A 17,406-nucleotide genomic window follows, 5' to 3' on the forward strand; every position below is an offset into this window, starting at 1 on the left:
GTATGCATAGGCAGATGCCGCATGAGCTGCGTGAACACAAACTGGCCTTCGTGCATGGCGACGCCCTCCCCGTGAGGTCGTCCAGGTTGAGGCCTGCATGGTTGAAATCGCTAACACCCCGGAGCTGTCATTTTTTATCGCATGATCAATCGTTTACTGAGATCGCCGAGCAATTTCCCCGGACAGTACTGGGATATCCCACAAAGCGCAGCGCTATGTCTTATCTCCCACAAATCACGGTGATAACAACCATCGTTCCGGCTTGTTCGCGGGGTTTGGCAGCCGCGTGCATTCACCCCAGCCGCAGCAACTTCCGCACAGCCGGCAGGTTGCGCCGGCTGATTTCGGGAGCGTGGTCGCTGCCGTCGAGGCGCGCCAGCACGCGACCGTCGGCGAGGGTCTTGAGGCCGAGCAGGCGGGTCGGCGGGACCAGGCAGTTGCGGTGCAGGCGGATCAGCTGGTCGGGGTAGGTTTCTTCCAGCTGGCGCAGCGAGTCCTCGATCAGCAGTTCGCCGCGGCGGTGCTGTACGACCACGTATTTCTCGTCGGCGAGCAGGCAGATCACCTCGTCCAGCGCGATGCGCACCTGCTCGCCGCGCAGGCGGCCGTACAGGTAGGCGGCCGGTTCGCGCGGGGCGTCGGCGAGGCGGCGCTGGGCGCGCTGCAGCGCTTCGCGCAGGCGGTCGAGGCGCACCGGCTTGAGCAGGTAGTCGACCGCGCCCAGCTCGAACGCTTTCAGCGCGTGCGCCTCGTAGGCGGTGCAGAAGATCACCTGCGGCTGCGCGCGGCCGGCCAGCCGCTGCGCCAGCGCCACGCCGTCGGTGCCGGGCATGTTGATGTCGAGCAGCAGCGCGTCCGGCTGCAGGTCGTCGAGCGCGGCCAGCGCGGCCTCGCCATCGCCGAGCTTGCCGACCACTTCCACGCCGGCGCATTCGCCGAGCAGCGCGGCCAGGCGCGCGCGCGCCAGCGGCTCGTCGTCGACCACCAGCACGCGCATCAAGCGGACCCTCCGGGCAGTTGCAGCCGCACCACGAAGCGCCCGTCCTGCGGACCGGCCTGCACTTTCGCCAAGGACCCGTAGCGGTAGGCCACGCGCTGGCGCACGCTGTCGAGGCCATGGCCGTTGCCGGCGGTGGGCGGGGTGGCGGGCAGCGGGTTGCCGATCTCGATATGGATGCCCTTGCCGTCGCGCCCGCCGCGCAGGATCACCTCGCCACCTTCGCGCAACGGCTGGATGCCGTGGCGCACCGCGTTCTCCACCAGCGGCTGCAGCAGCAGGCGCGGCAGTGGGAAATCGGCGGGCAGCTCATCCAGCTCCCGGCGCACGCGCAGGCGTTCGCCCAGGCGCAGCTGCTCGATCGCCAGGTAGCGCTCGACCAGCGCCAGCTCCTCGCCCAGCGTGCCGTCGGCGCTGTCGTGCTGGCCCAAGGCGGCGCGGAACAGTTCGGAGAGGTCTTCCACCGTGCGCTCGGCGGCCTCGGGGTCGACCCGGATCAGCGCCGCCACGGTGTTCATGCTGTTGAACAGGAAGTGCGGGCGGATGCGCGCCTGCAGTGCCTCGACCTGGGCGCGGGTGACCGCCGCCAGCCGCGCCTGCCACTGCGCCAGCACGTAGAAATAGCGCAGCATCGCGGCGCCGAGCAGGGCGGCGATCAGCACGTTGTCGCGCACGAACACGGGCAGGCTGCCGCGCACCAGATGCATCTGCAGCGCGCCGTCGAACCAGTGCGCCACGATGCTGGCGAGCAGCACCAGCAGCAGGATCAGCAGCCACACACCGACATACGGCAGGTGTCCTGGCAGGCGCTGCAGCCACGGCCGCAGCCCGCACAGCACCACCGCCGCCACCATCCCCAGCAGGGTCACGAACAGCATGCCGACGCTGTAGGCCGACCAGTCGCGCGGATCGTCGCGAGCCAGCCACATCACGGTCACCGTCAGCGCGCCCACCACCAGCAGCGCGAACAGCGCCGGCAGCTGGCAGAAATCCGGCAGCGGACTGTGTTCGGTGCGGCCGCGCGCGGCGCGGCGGGAGGTTGGTTCGCGCATGCGGCAAGTATGCCGCAGCGCGGTCGCGCTTACGCCAGCCGCTGGCCCAGCCAGCGGCGCAGGTCGTCGATCTCCTCGGCGCAGACCGCGTGGGCCATCGGGTAGGTGTGCCAGTCCACCGGATAGCCCAGCGCCTGCAGCGCATCGCGCGAGGCGGTGCCGCGCGGCAGCGCGACCACCGGGTCGGCGCTGCCGTGGCCCTGGAAGATCGGCGTGGCCGCGTTTGCGGCGCTGCGCTCGGCGGCGAGCGTGGCGGAGATGGGCAGGTAGGTCGACAGCGCGATGATGCCGGCCAGCTTTTCCGCATGGCGCAGCCCCGCGGACAGCGCGATCGCGCCGCCCTGCGAGAAGCCGGCGAGGAAGATCCGCTCGCTCGGCACGCCGCGCGCGTGCTCGCGTTCGATCAGCGTCCCGACGGCGGCGATCGAGGCGCGGATGCCGGCCTCGTCCTGTGGCGCGCGCGCGTCGAAGCCGATGATGTCGTACCACGCACGCATCGACATGCCGTTGTTGATCGTCACCGGCCGCACCGGCGCATGCGGAAACACGAAACGCAGCGCCGGCCACGCCGGGTCCACCAGCTCCGGCACGATCGGCGCGAAGTCGTGGCCGTCGGCACCGAGGCCGTGCAGCCAGATGATGCTGTAGCGGGGCGAGGTGCCGGTTTCGTGTTCGACGGTGGGGAGGGTCATGGTAGGAATCGACGGCGGAAGGCGGATGCCATCGTAGCAGTCTCGATCCCCTGCCTCGATGCGTAGGAGCCCGCTGGCGGGCGATGCTCTTTCCCCTGAGGCATCAGAGCAAAGGCATCGCCCGCCAGCGGGCTCCTACTGGGCGTAGAGGATTGGGAGGACAGGAGTCGATGCTGACACGCGATGTGTTTTGCTGATATCCACGGCAGTCTGCACGCATGCCTGCTTTTCCACCCATTGGTCGCCATGCCTTGCGCCAGGGCCGCGTGTCCATTCCTGGCCAGATGTATTTGCTGACGACGGTGACCCGCCATCGCGAGTGTCTCTTTGCGGATCTGGCCCGCGCACGGGTGGCCAGCCGGGTCATCCATGCGGCGTCGACCTGGGCGGATGCCCGCCTGCTCGCCTGGGTGCTGATGCCCGACCATTGGCATGGCTTGTTGCAGCTCGGCGATGAGCCGCTGGGCCGGGTCATGAATCGATTCAAGGGCTGCGCGTCGCGCGCGTTGCATGAGTCGTGCGGGCTGGATGGACCGCCGTGGGATCGCAGCTTTCATGATCACGCGTTGCGGGCCGATGAGGAAGTCAGGGCGGTTGCGCGATACATCGTCGCCAATCCGGTGCGTGCCAGCCTGGTCGACAGCGTGCTTGCCTATCCCTACTGGGATGCCGTCTGGCTCGACGGCGATGCATCGCCACTCTTGTAGGAGCCCGCTGGCGGGCGATGTTTTTGTTCTGATCTTAGCGACATCAGAGCTAAGGCATCGCCCGCCAGCGGGCTCCTACGACGGAGTGGGTGATTTATTTTTCAACGTCCAGCCCCAGCTCGTGCGCGAAGAACGTCAGTCCGATCGCGGTGTCGCCGACGCGCTGGCTGAACGGGGCGCCGATGCCGTGGCCGGCGTTCATGCGGGTCAGCAGCAGGATCGGCCGCGTCGACGCGCTGGCGTTCTGCAGCGTGGCGGCGAACTTGCGCGATTGCCACGGCGCCACCCGCGGGTCGTTTTCGCCGGTGGTGAGTAGCACCGCCGGGTAGGCGGTGTTGGCCTCGACGTGCTGCAGCGGCGAGTAGGCCAGGGTGGCCTTGAACTGCGCCGGGTCGGCGATGCTGCCGTACTCGGGGATGTTGTACGGGCCGTTGGCGAAGTGGGTCTCGTGGCGCAGCATGTCGTAGATGCCCACGCGCGCCACCACGGCGCGGTAGTCGGCCGGGTGCTGCACGATCTGCGTGCCCATCAGCAGGCCGCCGTTGCTGCCGCCGAGGATGCCAAGGTGCGCGCGGTCGGTCCAGCGCGCATGGATCAGCGCCAGCGCGGCGGCGTGGAAGTCGTCGAACACGTTCTGCTTGTCGAGCTGCTGCCCCTGCGCGTGCCAGCGCTGTCCGTTCTCGTTGCCGCCGCGGATGTTGGCGTAGGCGAGCACGCCGCCGCGCTCCAGCCAGGCCAGGTTCGGGCCGATGAAGCCGGGCTTGATCGGGATGTCGAAGCCGCCGTAGCTGTAGAGGATGGTGGGCCGCTTGCCGTTCGCCGTGGTGCCGCGCAGCGACAGCACGGTCACCGGGATCTTCGTGCCGTCCTTCGAGGTGCCGTCGATGCGCTGCGCGACCACCTTCGAATAGTCGGCGGCAGGCTTGACCTCGAACACGGTCTTCAGCGCGCCACTGCGGCCGTCGTACTCGGCCCAGCGCGTGGGCGTGCTCCAGCCGCCGTAGCTCACCAGTGCCTTGTTGCTGCCGGATTCGGAGGCGATCTCGCCGATGCCGATGCCATGTTCCGGCAGCGGCAGCCGGCGCACGAAGATCGCGCCGGCGTCGTACTGCTCGACCCACCAGTCGGGGCCCCGGCTGCGCACCACCAGGAAGCCGTCGCCGAGCGGGGCGATCTGCTGGATCGCGCCTTCGCGCTCGGCCAGCACCGGCGCTGCCTTGCCGTCGTCGCCGATGGCCACGACCTTGCCGCGCGGCGCATCGCGGAACGCGGCGACGTACAGACGTCCATTCACCCAGGCTGCGGTGCGCACGTTGGCGCCGCGATCGAGCACGCGGATGAAGCGATCGCCGTGCTGCAGGAACACTTCGGCCGGGCCGCCGTCGCCGTCGTAGGCGAGCACGGCGGCCTGCGCGCTGGCCGGCGCATTCACCAGCACGTACTCGGCGGTTTTCGAGTAGCCCTTGCCGAACACCACGGCGTCCGCCGTGGCGGCCTGGCCCAGCGTGTGATGCACCAGGGTGGCGTGGAACTGTTCCACTTCCTGCCCCGCCGCCGGCGGCGCGAAGCGCACGTAGCTGAAGCCGCGCTCGTCGGCATCCCAGGCCAGGCCTTGCGGCGTGGTGCCTCCGCCGGCCCAGGGCAGGGTGTCGGGCAGGGTCTTGCCGCTGGCCACCTCGAGCACGCGGATGGTGGTCAGCTCGCTGCCGCCCTCGGCGCTGCCGTAGGCGAGGTAGCGCCCGCGCGGCGAGGGCCAGTAGGCGGTGATCGCGGTGCCGGCGCCGCCGTGGTCGGCGTTCGGATCCACCAGCACCTTCGCCGTGCCGTCCGGCCACGCCTGCGCGATCAGCACCGGCTGCGGCTGCGGCGGGGTCTGCTGCAGATAGAACAAGGTGCCGCCGGCCAGCGTGGGGCCGGAGCGCGTGGTCGAGGTGATCGCCAGCTGCTGCACCCGCACGGTGAGCGCCTTGCCCTGCGGCATCGCCGCCAGGGTCGCCTCGGTGTACGCGTTCTGCGCGGCTATCCACCGCCGCACCGCCGGGTCGTCCGGGTTTTCCAGCCAGCGGTACGGATCGGCCACGCTGACGCCGTGGAAGGTGCCGGACGCGGCCTGCTGCGGCGTGGGCGGCGGCAGCGGCTGCGGCTCGCCGATCAGCGCCAGCTCGCGCGGCGGCTTCGTCGACGGATTCACGGGCGGCAGCTGGGCGGCGGCAGCGGCGCCGGCGGCGAGCAGCAGGGCGGCGGCGAAGGACGCAAGGCGCATGGCGAGGGTTCCATGGGAAGACGTGGCAGCAAGCAGGGTAGCAACGCGCCGCCGCCGCTGCAGCCGCCGGCCGCTGACTTTCGGCAGGGGTGGCCGCGGATCGCCGCTGCGCTCGGTTATGCTGGCTTTTTTGCCCGGGAAGAATCCATGCGCCGATTGCTGCTGGCCGCCCTTGTCGCCTTCACCGTCGCGCCGCTGGCCGCGCTCGCCACGCCGGCATCGACGCCGCTGGACCTGGACACCGTGATGGCCAACCCGGACTGGATCGGCCAGGCGGTGGAGTCGCCGTACTGGAGCGTGGACGGGCGCAGCGTGTACTACGCGCTGAAGCGCGATGGCAGCCCGCTGCGCGACCTGTACCGGGTCGACCCGGCTACCGGGCAAGGCGCGAAGCTGGACCCGGTCGCGCTGGCGCAGGCCGACGGCCCGGCGGTGTTCGATCGCGCGCACCGGCATGCCGCCTTCATCCTGCACGGCGACGTGTTCGTGGTGGACCTGGCCAGTGGCCGGCGCCAGCAGGTCACCCGCACGCCGCAGGACGAATCCGCGCCGCGCTTTTCCGCCGACGGCCGCGCGCTGCAGTTCCGCGACGGCAACGACTGGTACAGCCACGACCTGGCCAGCGGCGTCACCGCGCCCGCGGCAGTGCTGAAGTTCGCCGACGACCCGCAGGCGAAGCAGCCTGACGCGCTGGGCGAGCGGCAGCTGGAATTGTTCAAGACGCTGCGCCGGCTCAAGGCCGACAAGCAGGCGAAGCGCGACGAGGAGCAGGCGCTGGCCGCCGCCGACCCGGGCCGCGCGCCGCTGCCGTTCTTCCTCGGCGACAAGATCACCCCGGTCGACAGCGAACTGTCGCCGGACGGCCGCTGGCTGCTGCTGGTCACCGCGCCGAAAGGCTACGAAGCCGGCAAGGCGCCGACGCTCGCCCACTACGTCACCGACTCCGGCTACCTCGAACCGCAGGAGGCGCGCGTGTACGTGGGCCGCAACGACCCGGCGCCGCAGTCGCTGCTGCTGCTCGACCTGGCCAACCACCAGTCATACCCGCTGGCCACCGACCCGCTGCCCGGCATCCACGACGATCCGCTGAAGGACTTGCGCGCACGCGCCGTCGCCGCGCTGCAGAAAGCCGGCAAGGCCGAGCAGGCCAAGGCGCTGAAGGCGCCGGAACGGCGCGCCGTGCGCATCGTCGGCAGTGCCGACGACGGCGGTGGCGGCGGCATCGCATGGAGCGACGACGGCCGCCAGCTCGCCATCCAGCTGCGCGCGATCGACAACAAGGACCGCTGGATCGCCAGCGTGGATTTCGCCAGGCACGCGCTGGTGCCGCAGCAGCGGTTGACCGACCCGGCGTGGATCAACTGGAACTTCAACGATTTCGGCTGGCTGAAGGACGGCCGCACGCTGTGGTACCTGAGCGAGCAGACCGGCTGGTCGCAGCTCTACGTCAAGCCGCTCGACGGCAAGGCGAAAGCGCTCACCACCGGCCGGTTCGAGGTGAGCCACCCGCAGCTCAGCGCGGACGGCCAGTGGTTCTACCTGCGCACGAACCGGGTTGCGCCCTACAGCTACGACGTCTACCGCGTGCCGTCCGCCGGCGGCGAGCTGGCGCGCGTGACGCACTACCAGGGCATGGACGACTTCGCGCTGTCACCCGACGGCACGCAGCTCGCCGTGCTGCATTCCGCGCCCTACGTGCTGCCGCAATTGGCCGTCCAGCCGTCCGCCGGCGGCACGCCGCGCGAGCTGACCAGCACCATGAAGGCGGCGTTCAGCGCGCACGACTGGATCGCGCCGAAGATCGTCGAGGTGCCGTCCTCGCACGGCGCGGGCGGCATCTGGGCGAAGTACTACGGCCCGGCCGACGAGGGTGCGTCGCCGAAGCCGGCGGTGATCTTCGTGCACGGTGCCGGCTACCTGCAGAACGTCACGTTGTCGTGGTCGCACTATTTCCGCGAGCAGATGTTCCACAACCTGCTGGTGAGCCAAGGTTATGTGGTGCTGGACATGGACTACCGCGCCTCCGAAGGCTACGGCCGCGCCTGGCGCACCGCGATCTACCGCCAGATGGGCCACCCGGAACTGGAAGACCTGCTCGACGGCAAGGCGTGGCTGGTCAAGAACCATCACGTCGATCCGCGCCGCGTGGGCATCTACGGCGGCAGCTACGGCGGCTTCATGACCGAGATGGCGCTGCTGCGCGCGCCGGGCGAGTTCGCCGCCGGCGCCGCGCTGCGCCCGGTCAGCGACTGGACACTGTACAACCACGAGTACACCGCCAACATCCTCAACGATCCGCAGCTCGATCCCGACGCGTTCAAGGCCAGCTCGCCGATCGAATACGCCGACCAGTTGCAGGATCCGCTGCTGATCGAACACGGCCTGATCGACGACAACGTGCTGGCCGAGGACTCGATCCGCCTGTACCAGCGCTTCATCGAGCTGCACAAGAAGAACTTCTGGATCTCGCTGTACCCGCTGGAACGCCACGGCTTCGTGCACGCCGATTCGTGGTACGACGAGTACCGGCGCATCGACGAGCTGTTCGGGACGTACGTGAAGCCGGTGAAGTAGGCGGCAGCGCGTGGCGGGGCGCCACTCGGCATGGGGGCGCGCCCGCGGCGACACGCGTGGGGCTCTTGACCGGTTGAACCCTGCCAGCCGAAAGTACTTCGGCTGGCAGCACGTGGCCTGAGCGTTCGGCGGCATGCCGGGACGAGGTCTCTGCCGAGGGGGAAACATGCGCAAGTTGCTGTGGATACTCGTGGCGTGCGGCCTGCTGCTGGCCGCTTGCGCCAAGCCGTTGCCGCCGGAGAAGCTGGCGTATGCCGGGCAGTGGCGGTCGACGACGATGTCGCTGCTGATCACCACCGGCGGCAACGTGAACTACCGGCGGGTGGATGGCAACGCAAGCAAGTCCGTCAACGGCCCGTTGCAGGCGTTCGAGGGCGACAACTTCGTGGTGGGTATCGGCCCGGTCAGGACCACCTTCGTGGTCTCGATGCCGCCGCACCAAGACGGCAGCGCGTGGAAGATGACGGTGGACGGGGTGGAGTTGACCCGGGTGCCGCCGGGCGAGTAAGCCCGGAAAAACGGTCGCAACGGGATCGCGCGGATCCCGTTGCGACCGGGGGACCGGCAGCACTGCAAGATCGCGGTAGGACGGCCTTGCAAGCTCGGGGGAGCGAGTGCTGCTGCCGGGTTACTTGGCGACCAGGGTGCCGGTCATGCCGGGGTGGAACTTGCAGAAGAACGCGAACGAACCGGCCTTGGCCGTGGTGCGCACGGTGGCGCCCGGTTTCAGGTCGATGTCGAAGCTGCCGTCGCGCGCGGTGGCGCTATGTTCGAAGATGTCGTGATTGACCCATTCGATGACGTCACCGGCGCGCACGCCGGTGGGCATCGGGCCGAACATCATCTTGTCGAGCACGATCACGTGCACCGTCTTTGCCTGTGCCGTGGCCGGGGCGGCCGCGAACGCCGGCGCGGCGGCCACGCCCAGGCTCAGCAGGCCGAGGAACAGAAGCGTGCTGCGGAACATGACGTGCTCCTTACTTCAGGCTGGCAGCCAGGTGCTCGGCGTGCATCTCGTGCTCGTGGAACAGCTTCGAGCCGGTTTCCAGCAGCGACTTCAGCTCGGCGTTCTGCGTGGACGGGATCAGCGTGCCGTCGAGCGCGGCCAGCACGGCCTTGTGGAACGCCACTTCGTTCTCGGCATAGGCCTTGTCATAGGCCGCGCCGCTCAGCGCGGCCAGCTTGGTCTGCTCGGCGGCGGCGCCCTTGGCCAGTGACTGGCTGGTGCCGTTGTCGGCCGGCGTGACGCCGAGCTTCTTGGCCAGTGCCAGCGCCTGGTCGTTCACGGCGGCGTGGTCGCGCGCCATTTCCTCGGCGAACTGACGCACCGCCTGGTTGTGCGACTTGCTCAGCGCCTGCTTGGCGGCGGTGACGTCGATCGCGCCGGCGGTGTAGGCGATGTGGGCGATCTGCGCGTCGTTGATGGCCGGCGCCGGGGTGGCGGCGTGCACGCTGGCGAGCGAGCCGAGGCCGAGCGCGACGACGAGGGCGAACAGGGATTTGTTCATGAGCGGTGTCTCCTTGGGATGGATGAAGGGCGAGCGAAGCTTGCCGGTGCCCATGAGATGCAGCAGCGGCGCACAGGTTCCGGCGGGTGCGCGGAGTGCAGCGGGAACCTCGGCCGCGGCGCCTGCGTCGGATCGGCTGTCACCCCAGCGAAACCTCTCCCATGCTCGAACTCGATCAATCCATCGCTTCCACCGCCGCGCCGATGCCGGTCGCGGAAACCCCCCGCCCCACCCGTGCCGAGGCGGAAGCCGCCGTGCGCACGCTGATCCGCTGGGCCGGCGACGAGCCCGCGCGCGAGGGCCTGCTGGCCACCCCGGCGCGGGTGGTGCGCGCCTACGAGGAATGGTTCGCCGGCTACCGGCAAGATCCGGCCGGCCTGCTCAGCCGTACCTTCAGCGAGGTCGGCGGCTACGACGAACTGGTGCTGCTGCGCGACATCCCGCTGCAGTCCACCTGCGAGCACCACCTGGCGGCGATCCGCGGCGTGGTGCACATCGCCTACCTGCCGGATCGGCGCGTGGTCGGCATCTCCAAGCTGGCGCGGCTGGTCGAGGCGTTCGGCCGGCGCCTGCAGATCCAGGAGCGGCTGACCGTGGAGATCGCCGATACCCTGGCGCAGGTGCTGCATCCGCGCGGCGTGGCGGTGGTGGTCGAGGCCAGCCACGAATGCCTGTCTTCCCGCGGGGTCCGTTTGCACGGGGTGTCGATGCAGACCCGGCGCCTGGTCGGCGAATTCGCGCAGGAACCGCGGCGCGGCGAGATCCTGGCCACGCTGGCCGGCTGACCCGGGAACCTCGGGCCACCCCGCTGCATCGGATCAGGTGTAAAAGGAGAAAGCCATGTCAGCCCATGCCCATGTTGCATCCGTCGATTACGCCGCGCTGGACGACCACGCGCTGGTGGCGCAGGTTCGCGCCGGCCATCGCGAGGCGTTCCGCCACATCATGCAGCGCTGCAACCAGCGGTTGTTCCGCGTGGCGCGCGCCGTGCTTGGCGAGGATGCGGAAGCGGAAGACGTGCTGCAGGAATCGTATATGCGTGCCTACCACAAGCTGGATTCGTTCCGTGGCGACTCGACCCTGCTGACCTGGCTGACCAGCATCGTGCTGAACGAGGCGCGCGGCCGGTTGCGCAAGCGCCACACCATGGTCGGCCTGGAGCAGGTCGACGCGGCGGTGGAGGATACCCACCAGATCATCCAGTTCCCCTCGAAGTTCGGCAGCGAGGATCCGGCGGTGTCGGCTGCGCGCACGCAGATCCGCCACCTGCTCGAACACGCCATCGACAAGCTGCCGGAGGCGTTCCGCACCGTCTACATGATGCGCGAGGTGGAGGAATGCTCGGTGGAGGAAACCGCCAGCCTGCTGGCGATCAAGCCGGAGACGGTGAAGACCCGCCTGCACCGCGCGCGCCGGCTGCTGCGCACGTCGCTGCAGGGCACTTTGGCCGAGACCATGAGTGGGGCGTTCCCGTTCATGGGCCAGCGCTGCGCCCGCGTCACCGACGCGGTGATGGCGCGGCTGGAGACCGAACAATCGGCCTGACCCGTGCGGTTGGGCAGGGCGGGCAGCGCCCGCCCTGCGCCGCCGCCCATGGCGATGTGATCAGCGTGGTGCGGCGGCGGGCGGGGTGATCCGCTGCAGTCGCTCGGCCAGCGTGGCACGCGACAGTTCGCCGATGTGCATGTCGCGCAGGCGGCCGTCGGCGTCGAGGAACAAGGTGGTCGGGTAGCCGCGGGCGTTGTAGTGGTTCGACAGGTCCAGGTTGCCGTCGATCAGCACGCCGTCCAGCACGAGGCGCTGCACCCGCATGAACTGCTTCACCGCGGCCGCCGATTCGCCCTGGTCGGCGAACACGAAGCGCACCTGCGGCGTCGTCCGCTGCGCCTCGGCCAGCACCGGCATCTCGCGCCGGCACGGGCCGCACCAGGTGGCCCACAGGTTGATCACGCTGGGCTGGCCGCGCAGCGTTTGCAGTGATACCTCGCGGCCGTCCAGGTCGCGCAGCGCCAGGGCCGGCAAACCGGGATGGCTGGCCGCGGTCAGCTTGTACGCGAGCAGTCCGGCGAAGGCCCAGGCCGCGATGCCGACCGCCACGCCGGCGGCCAGCGGCCGGCGCAGCGGCGGCCGGCGCCAGCCGATCAGCATCGCTGCCGCCAGCAGCCCGAGCGCGCCGGCGATCGGGTCGAAGCCCTGGTCGCGGATGTTCAGCATGCTCAGCGGCTGCTGCACGTACTGCGGCCACCAGCCGGCGACGTAGGCGATGCGCGCGGTCAGCAGACCGACGCCGAGTGCCAGATACAACGCATTGCCGGCGTCGGCGTAACCGCGCCGGGCCAGGAAGCCGGCCACGGCGAGTGCGGCGACGACGCCGAACAGCAGTGCCAGCAGCGCCGACGAGAGTGCCAGCGGTCCGATATTCACGTGCTTCCGTCCTTACCGGTGAGGGCTCGCGCCGATGGCGACGAGTGCGTGCAAGCGGGAACCTTATCCGGTATCGCGTGGCCGGGCGGCGCAGGCCGCGTCAGTCCGCCCGGCGCAAGCCGGCTGCCTCGCGCGCCAGTCGCTCGATGCCGGCCCAGTCGCCGGCGGCGAGCCGGTCGGCGGGAGTGAGCCAGGAGCCGCCCACGCACAGCACGTTCGGCAGGGCGAGGAAATCCGGCGCGCTGCTCAGGCCGATGCCGCCGGTGGGGCAGAAGCGGATCTGCGGCAGCGGGCTGGCCCAGGCGCCGAGCAGCTTGTGGCCGCCGGCCGGCACGGCGGGGAAGAACTTCAGGTGGCGATAGCCGCGTTCGAGCAGGGCCATCGCCTCGCTGGCGGTGGCCACGCCGGGCAGCAGCGGCAGTTCGCTGTCGTCGGCGGCGTCGAGCAGGCGCGGCGAGGTGCCGGGCGAGACGGCGAAGCGGGCGCCGGCCTGCCGCGCCGCCTGCAAGTCGCGCGCGCTCAGCGCGGTGCCACAGCCGACCACGGCGCCTTCCACTTCGGCGGCGATCGCGCGGATCGCCTCCAGCGCCGCCGGCGTGCGCAGGGTGACCTCGATAGTCGGGATGCCGCCGGCGACCAGCGCACGCGCCATCGGCACCGCGGCCTTCGCGTCGTCGATGATCACCACCGGGATCACCGGCGCCAGCCGCATGAGGGTTTCGACTTGCTGCTGCTTGTGTTCGATCGAACTCACGTCTGGCTCCTGGGGTTTGGCCCCTCCCCCTGCAGCGCAGGGGGAGGTTGGGAGGGGGTTGCTCAGGCTGGCGTGGAAGTGAAGATCAAGAGCGAACCCCACCCCAACCCTCCCCTGCAAGGCAGGGGAGGGAGCAGGGCTACAGCACGCCGGCGCCGAGGTCGGCGTTGGCGGCGGCCTGGCGGAACAGGCCGAACAGTTCGCGGCCCATGCCGCTGTGCTCGCCGGACAGGTCGGCGACGTGCGGCAGGCGGGCATCCAGTTCGTGCGCTTCCATCAGGACGTCCAGACGTCCGTTCGCCGCGTCCAGCCGGATCATGTCGCCGTCGCGGATCTTGGCGAGGTTGCCGCCGGCCACCGCCTCCGGGGTCACATGGATCGCCGCCGGCACGCGGCCGGAGGCGCCGGACATGCGGCCGTCGGTGAGCAGGGCGATGCGGTGGCCGCGGTCCTGCAGCAGCGCCAGCGTGGGGGTGAGCTTGTGCAGTTCAGGCATGCCGTTCGCGCGCGGGCCCTGGAAGCGCACCACCGCCACGAAGTCGCGGTTGAGTTCGCCGCGCTTGAACGCGCCGGCGACCTCGTCCTGATCGTCGAACACGATCGCCGGCGCCTCGATCAGCAGGCGGTCGTCCGGCACCGAGGAGACCTTGATCACCGCGCGGCCGAGATTGCCGTCGAGCATGCGCAGGCCGCCGTCGGGGCGGAACGGTTCGTCGACGCCGCGCAGCACGCCGCGGTTGCCGCTCTGCTTCGCCACCGGCTGCCAGTGCAGCGCACCGCCCGCGTCGAGCGCCGGCACCTGCGCATAGCCGTCCAGGCCGGTGCCGAAGATGGTCTGCACGTCGGCGTGCAGCAGGCCGGCGCCGAGCAGCTGGTCGATCAGGAAGGCCATGCCGCCGGCCTCGTGGAACTGGTTCACGTCGGCGTAGCCGTTCGGGTACACGCGCGCCAGCAACGGGATCACGCCGGACAGCGCGTCGAAGTCGTCCCAGCGCAACTGGATGCCGGCCGCGTGCGCGATCGCCACCAGGTGCAGCAGGTGGTTGGTGGAACCGCCGGTGGCGTGCAGGCCGATCACGCCGTTGATGATCGCGCGCTCGTCGATGATGTGGCCGAGCGGCAGGGACGCGTCGCCCAGCGCGCTGCGGGCGGCGACGCGGCGCACCACCTCGGCGGTGAGCGCGTCGCGCAGCGGGGTGTCCGGCGCGGTGAAGCTGGCGCCGGGCAGGTGCAGGCCCATGATCTCCATCAGCATCTGGTTGGAGTTGGCGGTGCCGTAGAAGGTGCAGGTGCCGGGTGCGTGGTACGAGGCCGCCTCCGCTTCCAGCAGCTCGGCCTTGCTCGCCTTGCCGTCGGCGAACGCCTGGCGCACCTTCGACTTCTGCTCGTTCGGGATGCCGCTGGGCATCGGCCCCGACGGCACGAACGCGCCCGCCAGGTGGCCGAAGCTCAGCGCGCCGATCAAGAGGCCCGGCACGATCTTGTCGCAGATGCCGAGGAACAGCGCGCCGTCGAACATGTCGTGCGACAGCGCCACCGCGGTGGCCAGCGCCACCACGTCGCGCGAGAACAGCGACAGCTGCATGCCGGGGCGACCCTGGGTGATGCCGTCGCACATCGCCGGCACGCCGCCGGCGACCTGCGCAGTGAAGCCGGCGTCGCGCGCGACCTGGCGGATCAGCGCGGGATAGCGCTCGTACGGCTGGTGCGCCGACAGCATGTCGTTGTAGGCGGTGACGATGGCCAGGTTGGCGCGCCGGCCGCTGCGCAGCGCGGCCTTGTCCTCGCTGCCGCAGGCGGCGAAGCCGTGCGCCAGGTTGCCGCAGGACAGGTGCTCGCGCTGCGGCCCGCTGCGGTCGACCGCGTCGATCCGCCGGAGGTAGGCCGCGCGCGTGTCGCGGCTGCGCTCGCGCAGGCGTTCGGTGACTTCGGCGACGACGGGGTGCAGCGTGGTCATGATTTCTTACCTTGTCTGTAGGAGCGCACGCTGTCCGCAAGGGACTTCCTGCGGTCGTGCGCGATGCTCTGGTTGGCGGTTCCCCGGGCGGGCATCGCCTGCCGTTCGCGCACAGGGCGTGCTCCTGCGGGCGATGCCGTTGGTGGTGGTCACGGACACCAGTACACCGCCACCGGCACGCGCGGCTGGGCCAGTACCGCGCGCACCGGGTAGTCCCGTGCGGCGCCGAGGCCGAGCCGCGCGTCGGCGAGCAGGTCGCGCTTCTTCTCGCCGGCCACCAGCAGGTACAACGCGCGCGTTTGCAGCAGGGTCGGCAGGGTCAGCGTGATGCGCGGCTCGCCGGCGCCGGGCGCGTGCATCGGCAGCACGCGCGCCGTGCCGTCCAGGTCCAGCGCCTCGGCCAGGTGGTCGCCGCCGGGGAAGAACGAGGCGGTGTGGCCGTCCTCGCCCATGCCCAGCACCACCGCGTCGAACGGCAACGGCAACGCCTCGATGCGCGCGTTGGCGGCAGCCAGGCCAGCCTCGGGGCTGGCGTCGCCGGTGTACAGCGGCACGAAGCGCGCCGCGGCGGCGGCATGCAGCAGCAGCCGCGATTTCACCAGCCGCGCGTTCGAACGCTCGTCGGTGTCCGCGACCCAGCGCTCGTCGACCAGGGTCACCTGCACCCGGGCCCAGTCGAGCTGCTCATGCGACAGGCGCTCGAAGAAATCCTTCGGCGTGCTGCCGCCGGAAACCGCCAGCACGGCGTGGCCGCGTTCGGCCAGCCCGCGGCGCAGGCGTTCGGCGACGCGCTCGGCCAGCGCCGTGGCCTGCGCGCGGCAATCGGTGAAACTGTGCGTGGTGACGTTCAGGTGAGTAGTCATGGCGGCGGTCGCGACGGGCACGCGGGCGTGGCCGGGCGTAGCGTGGGGAAGGGACTGCCAGTCTGCCGCGGGCCGGTGCAGCGGCAGGTGAACCGGATCATTCACTGTCTTCGTTCCAGGTGCGGCCGTCGCGCTCGATCAGCGCCACCGCGGCGCTCGGGCCCCAGCTGCCGGCGGCGTACGGCCGCGGCGGCTCGCCGCTGTCGGCCCAGGCGGCGAGGATCGGGCCGGCCCAGCGCCACGCCGCCTCCACTTCGTCGCGGCGCATGAACAAGGTGGGGTTGCCGCGCACCACGTCCAGCAGCAGGCGCTCGTACGCGTCGGGCTGCTGCACGCCGAACGCCTGGGCGAAGCTCATGTCGAGCGGCACGTGGCGCAGGCGCAGGCCGCCGGGGCCGGGATGCTTGATGGTCAGCCACAGCTTCACCCCCTCGTCCGGCTGCAGCCGCAGCACCAGCCGGTTCTGCGACAAGGTGCCGGCGTCGGGGTTGAAGATCGAGTGCGGCACCGGCTTGAAGGTCACCGCGATCTCCGACACCCGGCTCGGCAGCCGCTTGCCGGTGCGCAGGTAGAACGGCACGCCGGCCCAGCGCCAGTTGGCGATCTCCGCCTTCAGGGCGACGAAGGTCTCGGTGTTCGACTTGCTGTTGCCCAGTTCCTCCGGGTAGCCCGGCACGCCAGCGCCCTCGGCCACGCCGGCGCGGTACTGGCCGCGCACGGTGAGCTGGGCGGCGTTGCTGTCGTCGATGGTCTTCAGCGAATGCAGCACCTTCAGCTTCTCGTCGCGCACCGCGTCCGGCGCCAGCGAGGATGGCGGCTCCATCGCCACCATGCACAACAGCTGCAGCATGTGGTTCTGCACCATGTCGCGCAGCGCGCCGGCGCGGTCGTAGTAGGCGCCGCGATGGCCGACGCCGAGGGTTTCGGCCACGGTGATCTGCACGTGGTCGATGTGCCCGGCGTTCCACAGCGGCTCGAACAGCGCGTTGCCGAAGCGCAGCACCAGGAGGTTCTGCACGGTCTCCTTGCCGAGGTAGTGGTCGATGCGGAAGGTCTGCGATTCGCTGAACACCTTGCCGACCGCGTCGTTGATCTGGTTCGCGCTGGCCAGGTCGCGACCGATCGGTTTTTCCAGCACCACGCGCGAGGCGCCCTGGTTGAGCCCGTGCTGGCCCAGCCGGGTGCAGATGTCGACGAACAGTTCCGGCGAGGTGGACAGGTAGAACACGCGCACGTGCTCGGGCTGGGCGCCGATGAACGCGGTGAAGTCGTTCCAGCCCTCGTCCTTGCGCGCGTCCAGCGGACGGTAGAACACCTGCTGCAGGAACACGTCGAGCTGCGCCGCCGCGCACACCCCGATCAGCGCCTCGCGCAGCTGCGCGCGGTAGCCGGCGTCGTCCAGCGCTTCGCGGGCGATGCCGACGATGCGGCTGCTGGCCGGGATCTGGCCGTCGAGGAAGCGGTGGAACAAGGCCGGCAGCAGCTTGCGTACGGCGAGGTCGCCGGTGCCGCCGAAGATCACCAGGTCGAACGGTTCGACCGATTGGGGGGAAGCAGTCACGCGGGTCACCTCGACTCGATGCCGGATGGCGGGCGGAAGGCCTGGCGGCGCGAT

General features: G+C 70.3%; 16 protein-coding genes. 5 read left to right on the plus strand and 11 right to left on the minus strand.

The window, feature by feature from the left end; all coding sequences use genetic code 11:
• Positions 1-292: 292 nt before the first annotated feature.
• The 3 genes from RHOOR87_RS0114900 to RHOOR87_RS0114910 are packed head-to-tail and all read right to left on the minus strand — an operon-like array spanning position 293 to position 2,741.
• Positions 293-997, minus strand: coding sequence for a LytTR family DNA-binding domain-containing protein (locus RHOOR87_RS0114900; RefSeq protein WP_027485447.1), 705 nt, complete (start codon positions 995-997; stop codon positions 293-295).
• Positions 997-2,049: a histidine kinase gene (locus RHOOR87_RS0114905; protein WP_027485448.1), complete on the minus strand. Its 1,053-nt coding sequence runs from the start codon at positions 2,047-2,049 to the stop codon at positions 997-999. Before RHOOR87_RS0114905 ends, RHOOR87_RS0114900 begins: the two co-directional genes overlap by 1 nt.
• Before the next feature lie 29 nt (positions 2,050-2,078).
• Positions 2,079-2,741, minus strand: coding sequence for a dienelactone hydrolase family protein (locus RHOOR87_RS0114910; RefSeq protein ID WP_027485449.1), 663 nt, complete (start codon positions 2,739-2,741; stop codon positions 2,079-2,081).
• Positions 2,742-2,959: 218 nt separating this feature from the next.
• Between RHOOR87_RS0114910 and RHOOR87_RS0114915 the strand changes: the two genes are divergently transcribed.
• On the plus strand, positions 2,960-3,448 hold the full coding sequence (locus tag RHOOR87_RS0114915; RefSeq protein ID WP_043292419.1) for a transposase: 489 nt from the start codon (positions 2,960-2,962) through the stop codon (positions 3,446-3,448).
• A 94-nt stretch (positions 3,449-3,542) separates the two neighbouring features.
• On the opposite strand, the gene RHOOR87_RS0114920 is transcribed toward RHOOR87_RS0114915, so the two are convergent.
• Positions 3,543-5,711 carry a prolyl oligopeptidase family serine peptidase gene (locus tag RHOOR87_RS0114920; protein WP_027485451.1) on the minus strand — a complete coding sequence of 723 codons (2,169 nt, stop codon included), beginning with the start codon at positions 5,709-5,711 and terminating at the stop codon, positions 3,543-3,545.
• A gap of 147 nt (positions 5,712-5,858) precedes the next feature.
• On the opposite strand from RHOOR87_RS0114920, the gene RHOOR87_RS0114925 reads away from it, so the two are divergent.
• Entirely contained in the window at positions 5,859-8,285 is a 2,427-nt protein-coding gene (locus tag RHOOR87_RS0114925) for a prolyl oligopeptidase family serine peptidase (RefSeq protein WP_027485452.1), read from the plus strand.
• A gap of 166 nt (positions 8,286-8,451) precedes the next feature.
• Entirely contained in the window at positions 8,452-8,793 is a 342-nt protein-coding gene (locus RHOOR87_RS0114930) for a hypothetical protein (protein WP_027485453.1), read from the plus strand.
• 120 nt (positions 8,794-8,913) lie between these two features.
• Here the strand turns inward: RHOOR87_RS0114930 and RHOOR87_RS0114935 are convergent, their stop codons facing one another.
• Entirely contained in the window at positions 8,914-9,252 is a 339-nt protein-coding gene (locus RHOOR87_RS0114935) for a cupredoxin domain-containing protein (protein ID WP_027485454.1), read from the minus strand.
• A 10-nt stretch (positions 9,253-9,262) separates the two neighbouring features.
• Positions 9,263-9,793 (minus strand): DUF4142 domain-containing protein, encoded by a 531-nt coding sequence (locus tag RHOOR87_RS0114940; RefSeq protein WP_027485455.1) that lies wholly within the window; start codon positions 9,791-9,793, stop codon positions 9,263-9,265.
• A 161-nt stretch (positions 9,794-9,954) separates the two neighbouring features.
• Between RHOOR87_RS0114940 and folE the strand changes: the two genes are divergently transcribed.
• Together folE and RHOOR87_RS0114950 are read left to right on the plus strand one after the other, a co-directional pair.
• Positions 9,955-10,578, plus strand: a complete 624-nt coding sequence (gene folE, locus RHOOR87_RS0114945) for a GTP cyclohydrolase I (RefSeq protein WP_027485456.1) — start codon at positions 9,955-9,957, stop codon at positions 10,576-10,578.
• Between the two features lie 55 nt (positions 10,579-10,633).
• Positions 10,634-11,338: an RNA polymerase sigma factor gene (locus RHOOR87_RS0114950; RefSeq protein ID WP_027485457.1), complete on the plus strand. Its 705-nt coding sequence runs from the start codon at positions 10,634-10,636 to the stop codon at positions 11,336-11,338.
• A 60-nt stretch (positions 11,339-11,398) separates the two neighbouring features.
• On the opposite strand, the gene RHOOR87_RS0114955 is transcribed toward RHOOR87_RS0114950, so the two are convergent.
• From RHOOR87_RS0114955 to zwf, 5 genes are all read right to left on the minus strand, one after another.
• Positions 11,399-12,217, minus strand: a complete 819-nt coding sequence (locus RHOOR87_RS0114955) for a TlpA disulfide reductase family protein (RefSeq protein WP_027485458.1) — start codon at positions 12,215-12,217, stop codon at positions 11,399-11,401.
• 100 nt (positions 12,218-12,317) lie between these two features.
• Complete coding sequence (locus RHOOR87_RS0114960) at positions 12,318-12,971, minus strand: bifunctional 4-hydroxy-2-oxoglutarate aldolase/2-dehydro-3-deoxy-phosphogluconate aldolase (RefSeq protein ID WP_007510278.1); 654 nt, start codon at positions 12,969-12,971, stop codon at positions 12,318-12,320.
• Between the two features lie 139 nt (positions 12,972-13,110).
• Complete coding sequence (edd, locus tag RHOOR87_RS0114965; RefSeq protein ID WP_027485459.1) at positions 13,111-14,928, minus strand: phosphogluconate dehydratase; 1,818 nt, start codon at positions 14,926-14,928, stop codon at positions 13,111-13,113.
• A gap of 149 nt (positions 14,929-15,077) precedes the next feature.
• Positions 15,078-15,791, minus strand: coding sequence for a 6-phosphogluconolactonase (gene pgl, locus RHOOR87_RS0114970; protein ID WP_007510281.1), 714 nt, complete (start codon positions 15,789-15,791; stop codon positions 15,078-15,080).
• Positions 15,792-15,888: 97 nt separating this feature from the next.
• Positions 15,889-17,352, minus strand: a complete 1,464-nt coding sequence (zwf, locus tag RHOOR87_RS0114975; RefSeq protein WP_007510283.1) for a glucose-6-phosphate dehydrogenase — start codon at positions 17,350-17,352, stop codon at positions 15,889-15,891.
• Between the last annotated feature and the right edge of the window lie 54 nt (positions 17,353-17,406).

This window comes from Rhodanobacter sp. OR87 (assembly GCF_000473345.1).
Classification (GTDB): Bacteria; Pseudomonadota; Gammaproteobacteria; order Xanthomonadales; family Rhodanobacteraceae; genus Rhodanobacter; species Rhodanobacter denitrificans.

Coding starts and splice junctions, on each gene's coding strand:
- RHOOR87_RS0114900 (WP_027485447.1), bottom strand. CDS start 997: ATGCGCGTGCTGGTGGTCGACGACGAGCCGCTGGCGCGCGCGCGCCTG.
- RHOOR87_RS0114905 (WP_027485448.1), bottom strand. CDS start 2,049: ATGCGCGAACCAACCTCCCGCCGCGCCGCGCGCGGCCGCACCGAACAC.
- RHOOR87_RS0114910 (WP_027485449.1), bottom strand. CDS start 2,741: ATGACCCTCCCCACCGTCGAACACGAAACCGGCACCTCGCCCCGCTAC.
- RHOOR87_RS0114915 (WP_043292419.1), top strand. CDS start 2,960: ATGCCTGCTTTTCCACCCATTGGTCGCCATGCCTTGCGCCAGGGCCGC.
- RHOOR87_RS0114920 (WP_027485451.1), bottom strand. CDS start 5,711: ATGCGCCTTGCGTCCTTCGCCGCCGCCCTGCTGCTCGCCGCCGGCGCC.
- RHOOR87_RS0114925 (WP_027485452.1), top strand. CDS start 5,859: ATGCGCCGATTGCTGCTGGCCGCCCTTGTCGCCTTCACCGTCGCGCCG.
- RHOOR87_RS0114930 (WP_027485453.1), top strand. CDS start 8,452: ATGCGCAAGTTGCTGTGGATACTCGTGGCGTGCGGCCTGCTGCTGGCC.
- RHOOR87_RS0114935 (WP_027485454.1), bottom strand. CDS start 9,252: ATGTTCCGCAGCACGCTTCTGTTCCTCGGCCTGCTGAGCCTGGGCGTG.
- RHOOR87_RS0114940 (WP_027485455.1), bottom strand. CDS start 9,793: ATGAACAAATCCCTGTTCGCCCTCGTCGTCGCGCTCGGCCTCGGCTCG.
- folE (WP_027485456.1), top strand. CDS start 9,955: ATGCTCGAACTCGATCAATCCATCGCTTCCACCGCCGCGCCGATGCCG.
- RHOOR87_RS0114950 (WP_027485457.1), top strand. CDS start 10,634: ATGTCAGCCCATGCCCATGTTGCATCCGTCGATTACGCCGCGCTGGAC.
- edd (WP_027485459.1), bottom strand. CDS start 14,928: ATGACCACGCTGCACCCCGTCGTCGCCGAAGTCACCGAACGCCTGCGC.
- pgl (WP_007510281.1), bottom strand. CDS start 15,791: ATGACTACTCACCTGAACGTCACCACGCACAGTTTCACCGATTGCCGC.